The organism is Gammaproteobacteria bacterium (genome assembly GCA_034522055.1).
Lineage (GTDB): Bacteria > Pseudomonadota > Gammaproteobacteria > JAABTG01 > JAABTG01 > JAABTG01.
Genome location: JAXHLS010000002.1, coordinates 1,615,212 through 1,627,591 on the forward strand (window position 1 = coordinate 1,615,212; position 12,380 = coordinate 1,627,591).

The 12,380-nt window shown below is 69.4% G+C and carries 13 protein-coding genes; 12 read left to right on the top strand and 1 reads right to left on the bottom strand.

The window, feature by feature from the left end; genetic code table 11:
* From U5S82_07890 to U5S82_07900, 3 genes are read left to right on the top strand one after another with little or no spacing between them, the layout of a single operon-like run.
* The gene (locus tag U5S82_07890; protein ID MDZ7751568.1) at window positions 1-546 is read left to right on the top strand and encodes an NADP oxidoreductase; all 546 of its coding nucleotides are present in this window, start codon (window positions 1-3) and stop codon (window positions 544-546) included.
* 14 nt (window positions 547-560) lie between these two features.
* Entirely contained in the window at window positions 561-2,039 is a 1,479-nt protein-coding gene (locus U5S82_07895) for a Ni/Fe hydrogenase subunit alpha (GenBank protein ID MDZ7751569.1), read from the top strand.
* Window positions 2,036-2,518 carry a hydrogenase maturation protease gene (locus tag U5S82_07900; protein ID MDZ7751570.1) on the top strand — a complete coding sequence of 161 codons (483 nt, stop codon included), beginning with the start codon at window positions 2,036-2,038 and terminating at the stop codon, window positions 2,516-2,518. The genes U5S82_07895 and U5S82_07900 overlap by 4 nt, the downstream gene beginning before the upstream one ends.
* Here U5S82_07900 and U5S82_07905 read toward each other — a convergent pair.
* A complete protein-coding gene (locus U5S82_07905) occupies window positions 2,503-2,889 on the bottom strand; it encodes a hypothetical protein (protein MDZ7751571.1) in 387 nt (128 codons plus the stop codon). The genes U5S82_07900 and U5S82_07905 overlap by 16 nt on opposite strands.
* 174 nt (window positions 2,890-3,063) lie before the next feature.
* Here U5S82_07905 and U5S82_07910 point away from each other — a divergent pair, with 174 nt between their 5' ends.
* From U5S82_07910 to U5S82_07950, 9 genes are all read left to right on the top strand, one after another.
* Complete coding sequence (locus U5S82_07910) at window positions 3,064-4,284, top strand: TolC family protein (protein MDZ7751572.1); 1,221 nt, start codon at window positions 3,064-3,066, stop codon at window positions 4,282-4,284.
* Entirely contained in the window at window positions 4,281-5,369 is a 1,089-nt protein-coding gene (locus U5S82_07915; GenBank protein MDZ7751573.1) for an efflux RND transporter periplasmic adaptor subunit, read from the top strand. The genes U5S82_07910 and U5S82_07915 overlap by 4 nt, the downstream gene beginning before the upstream one ends.
* On the top strand, window positions 5,369-8,443 hold the full coding sequence (locus U5S82_07920) for a CusA/CzcA family heavy metal efflux RND transporter (GenBank protein MDZ7751574.1): 3,075 nt from the start codon (window positions 5,369-5,371) through the stop codon (window positions 8,441-8,443). Before U5S82_07915 ends, U5S82_07920 begins: the two co-directional genes overlap by 1 nt.
* A 1-nt stretch (window position 8,444) precedes the next feature.
* Window positions 8,445-8,750 carry a DUF3240 family protein gene (locus U5S82_07925; GenBank protein ID MDZ7751575.1) on the top strand — a complete coding sequence of 102 codons (306 nt, stop codon included), beginning with the start codon at window positions 8,445-8,447 and terminating at the stop codon, window positions 8,748-8,750.
* Window positions 8,751-8,781: 31 nt separating this feature from the next.
* Window positions 8,782-9,150 (top strand): peptidase M4, encoded by a 369-nt coding sequence (locus tag U5S82_07930; protein ID MDZ7751576.1) that lies wholly within the window; start codon window positions 8,782-8,784, stop codon window positions 9,148-9,150.
* On the top strand, window positions 9,150-9,815 hold the full coding sequence (locus U5S82_07935) for a response regulator transcription factor (GenBank protein ID MDZ7751577.1): 666 nt from the start codon (window positions 9,150-9,152) through the stop codon (window positions 9,813-9,815). Before U5S82_07930 ends, U5S82_07935 begins: the two co-directional genes overlap by 1 nt.
* Window positions 9,812-11,167: a sensor histidine kinase gene (locus U5S82_07940; GenBank protein MDZ7751578.1), complete on the top strand. Its 1,356-nt coding sequence runs from the start codon at window positions 9,812-9,814 to the stop codon at window positions 11,165-11,167. The genes U5S82_07935 and U5S82_07940 overlap by 4 nt, the downstream gene beginning before the upstream one ends.
* A gap of 412 nt (window positions 11,168-11,579) precedes the next feature.
* The gene (locus tag U5S82_07945; protein MDZ7751579.1) at window positions 11,580-11,912 is read left to right on the top strand and encodes a hypothetical protein; all 333 of its coding nucleotides are present in this window, start codon (window positions 11,580-11,582) and stop codon (window positions 11,910-11,912) included.
* Between the two features lie 61 nt (window positions 11,913-11,973).
* Complete coding sequence (locus U5S82_07950) at window positions 11,974-12,225, top strand: hypothetical protein (protein ID MDZ7751580.1); 252 nt, start codon at window positions 11,974-11,976, stop codon at window positions 12,223-12,225.
* Window positions 12,226-12,380 lie beyond the last annotated feature (155 nt).

Consider the following 12,380-nt stretch of genomic DNA (forward strand, 5'->3'; position numbering starts at 1 on the left):
ATGACCGGCAAGACCAAGTTCAAGGTGGCCACCACCTCCCTGGCCGGCTGCTTCGGCTGCCATATGTCTTTCCTCGACATCGACGAGCGGTTGTTCGAGCTGCTGGAGCATATCGAGTTCGACCGCAGCCCCTTCACCGACATCAAGACCGTCGGCCCCTGCGACTTCGGCATCATCGAGGGCGGCGTGTGCAACGCGGAGAACGTCCACGTGCTGCGGGAGTTCCGCCGCCGCTGCAAGACCCTGGTCGCCATCGGCGCGTGCGCCATCACCGGCGGCCTGCCGGCCCAGCGCAACCACCTGGACCTGGCCGACTGCCTGCGGGAGGTGTACCAGACCGAGCCGGGGACCGAGGGTGGCCGCATCCCGGACGACCCCGAGCTGCCCCTGCCCCTGGACAAGGTCCACCCCATCCACGAGGTGGTGCGGGTGGACTATTTCATCCCCGGCTGCCCGCCGTCGGCCGACACCATCTGGAAGTTCTTCAACGACCTGCTGGCGGGCCGCACCCCCACCTACCCCCACGGTCTGATCCGCTACGACTGAGCCGAGGTGAACCCATGAGTTTCGAGCTGGAAAGCGCCCCACACCCCGAGCAGCTGCGCCGCGTGGCCATCGAGCCCGTGTCCCGGGTGGAGGGCCACGGCAAGGTCACGCTGCTGCTGGATGACCACAACCGGGTGCAGCAGGCCCGACTGCACATCGTGGAATTCCGGGGCTTCGAGAAATTCATCCAGGGGCGGCCCTACTGGGAGGTCCCCGTGCTGGTGCAGCGGCTGTGCGGGATCTGCCCCGTGAGCCATCACCTGGCGGCGGCCAAGGCCATGGACCAGATAGTCGGGGCCACGCGCCTCACGCCCACCGCCGAGCGCCTGCGCCGCCTCATGCACTACGGCCAGATCCTCCAGTCCCACGCCCTGCACTTCTTCCACCTGTCGTCACCCGACCTGCTGTTCGGCTTCGACTCGGAGGTGGCCCGGCGCAACATCGTGGGGGTGGCCGCCGCCCACCCGGACATCGCACGCCAGGGCGTGCTACTGCGCAAGTTCGGCCAGGAGGTGATCCGGGTGACCGCCGGCAAGCGCGTCCACGGCACCAGCGCCATCCCCGGCGGGGTCAACAAGACCCTCACGGTGGCGGAGCGGGACACCCTGCTCAAGGGCGTCTACGACGCCATCAAGTGGAGCCGTGAGGCGGTGCACATGGCGCGGCGCCTGTTCGAGCAGGATCCCGACACCTTCAACGGCTTCGGCCGTTTCGACGCCCATGCCCTGGGGCTGGTACGCGCCGACGGCGCCATGGACCTCTACCATGGCGGCCTGCGCGCCCGCACCATGGCCGGCGATACTCTCTTCGACCACGTGGACTACAACCGTTACTGGGACTACATCCGCGAACAGGTCAAGCCCTGGTCCTACATGAAGTTCCCGTATCTGCGCAGCCTCGGCCCCGATGCCGGCTGGTACCGCGTCGGTCCCCTCGCCCGCGTCGCCCTGTGCGATTTCATACCCAGCCCCTTCGCCGAGCGCGAGCGCAAGGAGTTCCTCGCCTACGACGGCGGGCGCGCGGCCGGCGCCACCCTGGGCTACCACTGGGCGCGCATGATCGAGATGCTCCACGCCGCCGAGGTGATCAAGGATCTGCTCCACGACGACGCCGTCCTGGGCACCGAACTGCGGGCACAGGGCGAGCGCCAGGCTCGCGGTGTGGGGGTGATCGAGGCCCCCCGCGGCACCCTGATCCACCACTACCGGGTGAACGAGGAGGACCTGGTGGTGCGGGCCAACCTCATTGTCTCCACCACCCACAACAACCACGCCATGAACGCCGCCATCCGCCAGGTGGCGAGGACCTACTTCGACGGCCGCGAGCTCACCGAGGGCCTGCTGAACCACATCGAGGTGGCCATCCGCGCCTTCGATCCCTGCCTCTCCTGTGCCACCCACGCCCTCGGCCGCATGCCCCTGGAAGTGACCCTGGTGGATGCCGGCGGCAACACGGTGGGCCGGGCCCTGCGCCACCACGGGGAGGCCTGTTGACGGCACCCCGCCTGGTCATCGGCATCGGCAACCCCAGCCGCGGCGATGATGCCCTCGGTCCCGCCTGCATCGAGGGCCTGGAGGCCCTGGCCCCGCCCCACACCGAGCTGTTGACGGACTTCCAGCTCCAGGTGGAGTACCTGCTGGACCTCGCCGGTCGCCGGGAGGTGATCTTCGTGGATGCCGACGCCGCGGGCCCGGCGCCCTTTCGCTTCGCCCCCGTGGCCGCCAGCGGCGGGCCCGCCTGCACCACCCACGCCGTGCCCCCCGGCGATATCCTCGCCGCCTACCACCGGCACTACGGCACGCCGCCCCCGGCGAGCCACGTCCTGGCCATCCGCGGTTACTGCTTCGACCTGGGCGCACCCCTGTCGGGGGCGGCCGCCGCCAACCTCGAGGCCGCCCTGGCCTTCCTGGCCCAGCGCCTCGCCGCCGACCCCGGCACGGACACGGCCGCCGCCCCTCAGGGCCCCCGGTAGACCACCCGCAGGGAGACGGCCCGCGCCGGCAACGGGCCGAGGTCCACCTCGAAGCGGCCCCGCTGGGTATGGCGGGCCGGCGTCTCCCGCCTCACTTCTCCATGGCCCGCGGCGAGCACGGCCCCGGCGCCATCCAACACCTCCACCCGCACCCGGCCCGCCAGGCGCCGCCCGGGATGAACGGCGGCCGCCCTGATGCCGCCACTGACGCGGATCCCGGCCTCCTCCGGCACCACCCGGACATCGTAGGGCGTACCCCACACCGTTGTCGCCACCGCCACGGATGGCAGCGCGGGCGTCCCGGCCATGGCGTTTGAGACCACCATCAGGGCCGCCGCGATCAACCAGCCGACTGCACACCATCTTTTCATAACGACACCTCGACATGCGGTAACCACGGGCCCTCCGCGCCGGAGGATCCCATCAGGATCCCGAGCATAGCGTGGGGTAGCTGACCAAACCCTGAAGGCCGCCGTCAGCCTTTCGTCAGGTGGGTTGTGGCCGAATGTCGTCATCGTAACCACGCCCCCCACAGGAGAAACCACGTGTCACCATCACCCGCCAGCCCCATGGCCCCCTGGGTCATCGCCCTGGTCCTGCTGTCGAATACCGGCGGAGCCGCGGCGGCGACCCTCGGCGAGGCGGTGACGGCGGCCTACGAGCGCCACCCCGAACGCGCTCTCGTGGACGCCCGGCAGGGCCTCGCGGCGGCCCTGGAGAACCGTGCCGACCAACCCTTCGCCGCCGATCCGGCATTCAACCTGCGTTACGACACCGACGCCGTGGGCGCCGGCGATGGTTTCCGAGAGTGGGAGGGCGGCATCAACCTGCCCCTGTGGTGGCCCGGACAACGCGCCGCCCAAACCCAGGAGGCGGACCGCACCCGGGACACCGCCGCCGCCCTGGCGGCCGCTCAGCGCCTGGAAGTGGCCGGCGAGGTGCGGCAACGGCTGTGGGCGGTGGCCCTGGCCCGCGGTACCCACGCCGAGGCGGGCCGCGCCCTCGACAGCGCCCGCGGGCTCGAACGGGACGTCACCCGGCGTGTGGCGGCCGGCGAATTGGCCCGCCAGGACCTGTTGCTGGCCCGCCAGGAGACCGCCGCCCGCGAGGACGCTTTGGAACAGGCCGCCAACCGTCTGGAACAAGCCGAAGGGCGTTTCCAGCGCTATACGGGCATGGACGAGATCCCCGCGGCCCATGCCGAGATGGTGTCGCAGGATCGTGAGCTGGCGGACTCCCATCCCCGGCTGGTGCTGGCCGCGACCGCCCTGGAGCGGACACGGGCCCAGCGCCGGCGGGTGGCCGCGGAACGCCGTGCCCCCGCCGACTTGTGGCTGGGCGGAGTGAACAGCCGCGACGCCCGCGGCCAGGGTTTCGACTCATCCATCGCCGTGGAGATCACCGTGCCCTTCGGCATGGGCGCCCACAACGCCCCGGCCCTGGCGGCAGCGGAATCCGAGGTCACCCGCGCCGCGGCTGAGGCCAGGAGTCTCCGGCGCAGCTTGCGAGGCACCGCGGAGGCCGCCGCCCTGGAACTCGAGCGCACCCGCGTCGCATTGGATCGGGCCCGCCAGCGCCAGGATCTGGCCGCCGAGTTCCTGGACCTCAGACGCCGTGCCTTCGAACTCGGCGAGACGGACCTGGTGCGGTTGCTGCAGGCCCGGGCCGACGCCGTCACCGCCCATGGCCAACTGGAGACCCGGCGCCTGGAAGCGGGCCAGGCCGCCGCCCGCCTCAACCAAGCCCTGGGAGTGATACCCCGATGAGATCCCCTGTCGCCGCCCTGTTCCTCGCCCTGCCCCTGGGGGTCCTCGCCCAGGCCCCCGAATTGCTCGAACTGAGCCCGCAACAGACCCAGGCCTTCGGCATCGAGACCGTGGCCGTACAGCCCGTGGAGCATGCCCTGGGCCAGGACTATCCCGCGCAGGTAACGGTGCCCAACGCCCAGTTGCGGGTGGTGAGCACTCCTCTGGACGGCGTAGTGGAGGCCCTGCTGGTGGCCGAGGGTGAGACCGTGGCCCGGGACCAGCCCCTCGCCCGCATCCGCAGCAGCGAGCTGCTGGACCTGCAGACCGCCTACCTGGAGACCCGCTCCCGACGCCTGCTCGCCGCCGAGACCCTGGAACGGGAGCGCCAGCTCCACAGCGAGGGCATCATCGCCCGGCGGCGGTTGCTGGAGTCCGAGGCCCGTCACCGCGAGCAACGCAACGCCGAGAAGCGGGATGAGCAGGCCCTGCACCTCGCCGGCATGACGGCCGAGGCCATCCGGGAGCTGGCCCGCAACCAGCGCCTCGATGCCACCCTGGAGGTCCGGGCCCCCCTCGACGGCGTGGTGTTGGAGCAACTGGCCACCGCCGGGCAGCGCCTCATGGCCGCCGATCCCCTGTACCGCATCGGCCATCTGTCGCCGCTGTGGGTGGAGATCCACGTCCCCCTGGAAGACCTGGGCGACGTGGCCCCCGGCAGCCGGGTGGAGCTGCCGGCCGAGGGCATCGATGCCCGGATCATCACCGTGGGACGCATGGTCCACGGCACCGATCAGGGGGTGCTGGTGCGGGCCGAGGTGACCCGTGGCAGCGAGCGGCTCCGTCCCGGCCAGTTCACCACGGCACGGCTGGCGCGTGAGGTCGGCGGCAACACCCTGCGGATACCCGCGGGCGCCGTGGTACGCCACGGCGGCGCCACCTACGTCTTCGCACGCCACGCCGGCGGCTTCCTGCCGGTGGCCGCCACCCTGGTGATGCAGGAGGGCGGTGATGCCTTGATCCGGGCCGCCCTGGAACCGGGGGCCGCCGTGGTGTCCCGCGGCACCGCGGCCCTCAAGGCGGCCTGGACCGGGGACGGCGAGTGATGCTGGCCCGCATCGTCCAGTTCGCCCTGACCCAGCGTCTCCTCATGATGCTGGCGGTGCTGGTGCTGGGGGGTGCCGGCTGGTACGGCTTCTCCCATACGCCCATAGACGCCTTCCCGGACGTCTCCACCACCCAGGTGAAGATCATCGTCAAGGCCCCGGGCATGACGCCCGAGGAGGTGGAGACGCGCATCACGGCTCCCATCGAGGTGGAGATCCTGGGGATCCCGCGCCAGGAGATGCTGCGCTCGGTGGCGAAGTATGCCCTCACCGACATCACCGTGGACTTCGCCGCGGGCACCGACATCTATTGGGCCCGCCAGCAGGTGGCCGAGCGTCTCAACGCCATCTGGGGGGATCTGCCGGCGGGGGTGAGCGGCGGTATGGCCCCCATGACCACCCCTCTGGGGGAGATGTTCATGTTCACCATCGAGGGCGGCCGACTCGACAACATGGAGCGCCGTGACCTGCTGGACTGGGTCATCCGCCCCGCCCTGCGCACGGTGCCCGGGGTGGCAGATGTCAACGCCCTGGGGGGACGCGTCCGCACCTTCGAGGTAGTCCCCGACAACGCCCGCATGGCGGCCCGGGGCATCGATCTGGAAGCCCTGCGCCAGGCCTTGGCCGCCAACAACGCCAATGATGGGGCGGGTCGCCTGGCGGATGGCGAGGAGGCCCTGCTGGTACGCACGGTGGGCAGCATCGAGACCCTGGCCGACGTGGCCGCCATCGTGGTGAAGGCCGATGCGACGGAACCGGTGCGGCTGGGGGACGTGGCCACCGTGGGCCTGGGCGCCCTCACCCGCTACGGCGCCGTGACCCAGGATGGCCAGGGCGAGACCGTGGAAGGGCTGGTGCTGGGGCTGCGGGGCGCCAACGCCCGCGAGGTGGTATCCGGCGTCAAGGCCAAGCTGGCCGAACTCGCACCCGCCCTGCCGGCGGGGGTCGAGACGCGGGTGTTCTACGACCGCGGCCGGCTGGTGGAACGCGCCGTGGGTACCGTATCCCGGGCCCTGGGGGAGGCCATCGTGCTGGTGCTCGTCCTGCTGGTGCTGTTCCTCGGCGACCTGCGGGCCGCCCTCACCGTGGCCCTCATCCTGCCCCTGGCGGCCCTGGCCACCTTCACTCTCATGTACGCCTTCGGCCTGTCGGCCAATCTCATGTCCCTGGGGGGCTTGACCATCGCCATCGGCATGCTGGTGGACGCCGCGGTGGTGGTGGTGGAAAACGTGGTCACCCACCTCGCCCGGCATCGCGACGCCCCCCGCCTGCCGCGCCTGCATGTCATCTACCGGGCGGTACGCGAGGTGGCCACGCCGGTCACCTCCGGGATCCTCATCATCGTCATCGTGTTCCTGCCGCTGCTTACCCTGCAGGGCCTGGAGGGCAAGCTGTTCGTACCCGTGGCCCTGACCATCGTGTTCGCCCTCACCGCGTCCCTGGTGCTCTCCCTGACGGTGATCCCGGTGCTGGCCTCCTACCTGCTGGGGCGGGTCAGGCACGACGAGCCGTGGCTGGTGCGCCGCATGCTGCGGGCCTATCTGCCGGTGCTGAGATGGGGCCTGGATCATGCCGGTGTGGTCCTGGCCCTGGCCCTGACGCTGCTGGTGGGCGCCGGTTTCGTCTACACCCAGGTGGGCAAGGCCTTCATGCCCACCATGGACGAGGGCGATCTCATCGTCCAACTGGAAAAACTCCCCTCCATCAACCTTAAGGAGTCCATCGACCTGGACCTGCGGGTGCAGCGGGCGCTGCTGGAGCGGGTGCCCGAGATCACCCGCATCGTCGCCCGCACCGGCTCCGACGAGTTGGGCCTCGACCCCATGGGCCTCAATGAGACGGACTCCTTTCTGGTGCTGAAACCCCGGGCCGAGTGGCGCATGGCCGACAAGGAGGGCCTCATGGCGGCCATCCGCGAAGTTCTCGCGGACTTCCCCGGCGTCAACTACGCCTTCACCCAGCCCATCCAGATGCGGGTGGACGAGATGCTCACCGGGGTGCGCGGCGATCTGGCCATCAAGGTATTCGGCGACCACCAGGGGCGCCTCAACCGCACCGCCGAGGCCATCGTGGCGGCGGTGAGCCGGGTGGAGGGCGCGGAAGATGTCTTTACCCCCCGCAACGAGGGCGCCCAATACCTGCGCCTCGAGGTGGATCCCCTGGCGGCCGGGCGCCTGGGCCTCGACGTGGCGACCCTGCAGGCCGCCCTGCGGGCCCAGGTGGAGGGCATGGACGTGGGGATCGTCTACGAGGGCGCGAAACGGGTGCCCCTGGTGATCCGCGGCCCGGCGAAGGTACGGGACTCCAGCGCCGTATTCGAAGGCCTTAACCTCACCCTGGAGGACGGCCGTACCGTGCCCCTGTCGGGCCTGGTCAGCTTCGAGCGCACCGAGGGGCCGGTGGCCATCCAGCGGGAGCGCGGCAACCGCATGGCGGTGGTGGTGGCCAATGTGGCCGGGCGTGACCTGGTGGGCTTCGTGGAGGAGGCGCGACGGCGGGTGGCGGCGGAGGTGGAACTGCCCACCGGTTACTACTACGAGTGGGGCGGTGAGTTCGAGAACCAGCAGCGGGCGGCGCGGCGCCTCTCCATCGTGGTACCGGTGGCGGTGGGGCTCATATTCCTGCTGCTGTTCTCCACCTTCCGCTCGGTGCGCCAGGCCATCCTGGTACTCACCAATGTGCCCTTCGCCATGATCGGCGGCATCGTCGGCCTGTGGCTTACGGGCGAGTACCTGTCCGTACCCGCCTCCGTGGGCTTCATCGCCCTGCTCGGCATCGCCGTGCTCAACGGCGTGGTGATGGTGACCTATTTCAATCAACTCCGCGCCCTGGGACGGCCGCTGGCGGAGGTGGTGGTGGAGGGCTCGCGCCGGCGCCTGCGGCCGGTGCTCATGACCGCCAGCATCGCGGCCTTCGGCCTCGTGCCCCTGCTGTTCGCCAGCGGGCCGGGATCGGAGATCCAGCGCCCCCTGGCGGTGGTGGTGATCGGCGGGCTCATCTCCTCCACGGCCCTGACCCTGATCCTGCTGCCTATCCTCTACCGCCGCTTCGGCGTCGCAACACCGGGGACTTGACATGAACGAGAATTGCCTGCTGAACCTGGTGGTGACGCCCGAGGCGGAGGACGCGGTTGCCGACTGGCTGCTGGACCGCGAGGAGGTATCGGGTTTCTCCAGCATGCCCATCGCCGGCCATGGCAGTTCGGAGCACGCCATGAGCCTGGCGGAGCAGGTGGCGGGACGCCGCCGCCAGGTCCTGTTCCAGATCCATCTCGGTCTCGACGACGCCCGCCGCCTCGTGACCACCCTGGGGGAGGATTTCCACGGCAGCGGCATGCATTTCTGGCTGACCCCGGTGCTGGACTCGGGCCACGTGGCATGAGGCGCATTTTCGGTTTAAGGTCGGATTTCCCATGGATCCCGGACGACCCCGCCCGTTGAAGCGCCCCCGCCACCGCATCGCCCTATCGCTGCTGCTGGTGGCCTGGTGGAGTGCGGTCGGCGCCGGCCCCGGGGGTCGGGAGTGGGCGGACGACGACCACTCCCACGACCGGGCGCGCCGCGCCGTGGAACGCGGCACGGCCCTGCCGGTGACGGAGATGCTGCGCCGGTTGCAGGAGCGCTACCCGGGAGACGTGGTGGCCACGGAATACGAGTTCGAGTTCGAGCGCTGGGTCTACGAGTTCAAGGTCATCGACGACGACGGCCGCCTGCGCAAGATCCATCTGGATGCCGCCAGCGGCCGGGTGGTGGACGGGGCGGTGGAGGATAACGGCGACTGATGCGTATCCTGCTGGTGGAAGACGACCCTCAGGTGGTGGCCAACGTCGGTGCCGCCCTCGAAGGGGCCGGCTACGTGGTGGACGTGGTGACGGACGGTGAGACGGCGTGGTTCCGGGGCGACACCGAGGACTACGCCGCCGCGGTGCTGGACCTCGGCCTGCCGGGGCTGGACGGGCTGTCGGTGCTCAAGCGCTGGCGGGCTGGCGGGCGGGCGCTGCCGGTGCTCATCCTCACCGCCCGCGGCAACTGGGACGAGCGGGTGGAGGGCATCGACTGCGGCGCCGACGACTACCTGGCCAAGCCCTTCCGCATGGAGGAGTTGCTGGCCCGCCTGCGCGCCATCCTGCGGCGCAGTGCCGGCCTCGCCAGCCCGCTGGTGACCATCGGCGCCGTGACCCTGGATCCCCGCCGCATGGGGGTGAGCGTGGAGGGCGCGCCGGTCCACCTGTCGCCCCAGGAATACCGCCTGGTGGCCTATCTCATGACTAACGCCGGCCGCGTGATCTCCCAACTCGAACTCACGGAACAACTCTACGCCCAGGATTTCGAGCGCGATTCCAATGCCGTGGAGGTGCTGGTGGGACGGGTGCGGCGCAAGCTGGGCGTCGACCTCATCGTCACCCGGCGCGGCTTCGGCTACATGGTGGAGCAACCCCAGCCTTGAGGATCCGCTCCCTGCGCGCCCGGCTGCTGGCGGCGGCCGGCCTCTCCATTCCCCTCGCCCTGACCCTCGCCGGACTCGGCCTGGTGACCCTGTTCGAACGCCACGTGGAGCGCCGCGTGGATAACGAACTGGCTACCTATCTGCGCCAACTGGTGGGGCGGGTGGAGCTGGATAGCGAGGGCCGGATACACATCACCCGCGAACTCATGGATGTGCGCTTCGACGAACCCCTGAGCGGGCTCTACTGGCAGGTTCAGGACGACCAGCGGCCCACCCTGCTGCGCTCCCGCTCCCTGTGGGACGAGACCATGGAGTTGCCCCGGGATAACCTCCGCTCCGGGGATGTACACCGCCATCGGCTGCCCGGCCCGGCGGGCCAGACCCTGCTGGTGCGGGAACGCCAGGTGATCCTCGAACCCGCAGACCGCGCGCGCCGACTGCGGGTGGCAGTGGCCCTCGACCGCGGGGAGATCGAGGCCGCCCGCGAGGCCTTCGCCGCCGATATGCTGCCCTACCTCCTGGTGCTCGCCCTCGCCCTCATGACCGGCACCTGGCTTCAGGTGCGGGTGGGCCTGTCCCCCCTGGAGCAGCTCAGAAAAGGAGTCCTGGCCATCCGCGGTGGCCACGCCCGGCGCCTCGAAGGGGACTATCCCCACGAGGTGACGCCCCTGGTGGACGGGATCAACGAGTTGCTGGAGGCCCGCGACCACTCGGTGGAACGGGCCCGGGCCTGGACCGCCGATCTGGCCCACGGCCTCAAGACCCCTCTGGCGGCCCTCGGTGCCGATGCCCAACGGCTGCGGGACGCCGGCCACGGGCGCATGGCGAACGATCTGGACCAGCTCTCCGAGGCCATGCGGCGGCGGGTGGATCGGGAACTCATCCGGGCCCGCCTGCGCAGCGCCGGCCCCGCCGGGTCTGGCCGCAGCGATGTGGTACGGGTGGTGGCGGGGGTGGCCCGCACCCTGCAACGCACTCCCCGGGGGGATGGGCTGGAATGGCACATGGAGCTGCCCCGGGAGGCCCAGGTGACCATGGACCGTGAGGACCTCATGGAACTGGTGGGTAACCTGTTGGACAACGCTGTCAAATGGGCCCATGGCAGCGTCAGGGTAAGGGTCGAGGCCGGCTCTTCCGTTCTGGTAGCCATCGCCGACGACGGCCCGGGAGTTCCCCGGGAACACCTGGAGCGCCTCGGCAACCGCGGCCTGCGACTGGATGAACAAACCCAGGGCCACGGTCTCGGTCTCGCCATCGCCCTAGATATCGTCACCGCCTATGGCGTGGATATGACCTTTTCCCGCGCCGATCTGGGTGGCCTCGAGGTGTATCTGAAGCTACGTGGCGCGTGAGGGCCGTGGATCCGTAGCTACCCCCCTGCAGCGCCCGCCCGCCCCCCACCACGAGCCTCGATGTGCCCATGATCCGAACCCGCGGACAGGGCCATTGCGGTGGCAATGCCCGCTTCTTCACTCCAGCGTTGCCCCAATCCTTTCCACGCCAATAGGCGATTGCCCAGGCCCCGTGCAAGAAAGGCCCTTTCCAGACTTCCCTCACGGGGCCTGTTATCAAACTATTTCAATGAGTTGGATCAAAAATACACGTCCTGGCACAGTGCGTGCATTATTAAATAATGAAATACTAAACTTAAGTCAAATTTTAGGAATCCATCACAATCTCATGTTTTTTTGCAACTTTTAATCTAAATGAAAGGTCTGTAGTTTAGTTTTTAATAATATACTGTTGTTCCATTAGGAGTGTGCCATGAAAAATACCAACGTCACGTTGTGGAAGCTCGGCGCCGCCGCCGGCGCCGTCCTGTTCGTCACCACGGCCTTGGCGGGCGATGCCATCGGCAACAAGCCGGCAGGGGACATCAAGGCCACCGGCTGGTACCCGGCCCGGGTCATCGACCAGCGGGGCATGGAGCGCTACACCCAGGCCTGGGACCTCGAGCCCTGCATCAACGGCGGCGCCTCCCGGGACGGCCTCCACGGCTCCCGGGAGGAGGCCGAGGTGCTGGATGAGTCCGTGGCCGACACCCACGGCGTCCCCGTCCCGGCGGCCGATACGATCAGGGGTTCCGAAAGCCGCTAAGTCTGTCGTTACGGCGCCCCCGACGGGGGCGCCCTTACAAGCAAAGTTTAAGGAGAAGATCATGTTTTATATCCTGCTCGGACTCGTAGCAGCCACCTGGATAGGCCTGGGAGCCCATTTCTTTCACCAGAGTGAGGCCCTGTTCTACGTCACGTGGCTCGATCCCCTGTTCTGGGGTTCCATCACTGCCGGCGTGGTGGTGGCGGTCATCGACAGCTACTACTGCCCGGTGCTCCACTGCCTCATCGCCCGCCTGTCCAAGCGCGGCGCCCCCTTCGCCTGCCCGGAGGCCGACTGCGGCGAAAGGGCCTGAGAGCCACTGCCGCACCCCAAAGCCATGGTGCGAAGCCATGGCCCGTAGGAGTTCATACCCTGGCCTTTGCCTTGGCGGCCGGACTCGGTACTGGCGCGGCGGGGGTCTCTTTACCTACCGAACCTTCCAACCACTGGCGGCCATTCGCCTTCGCA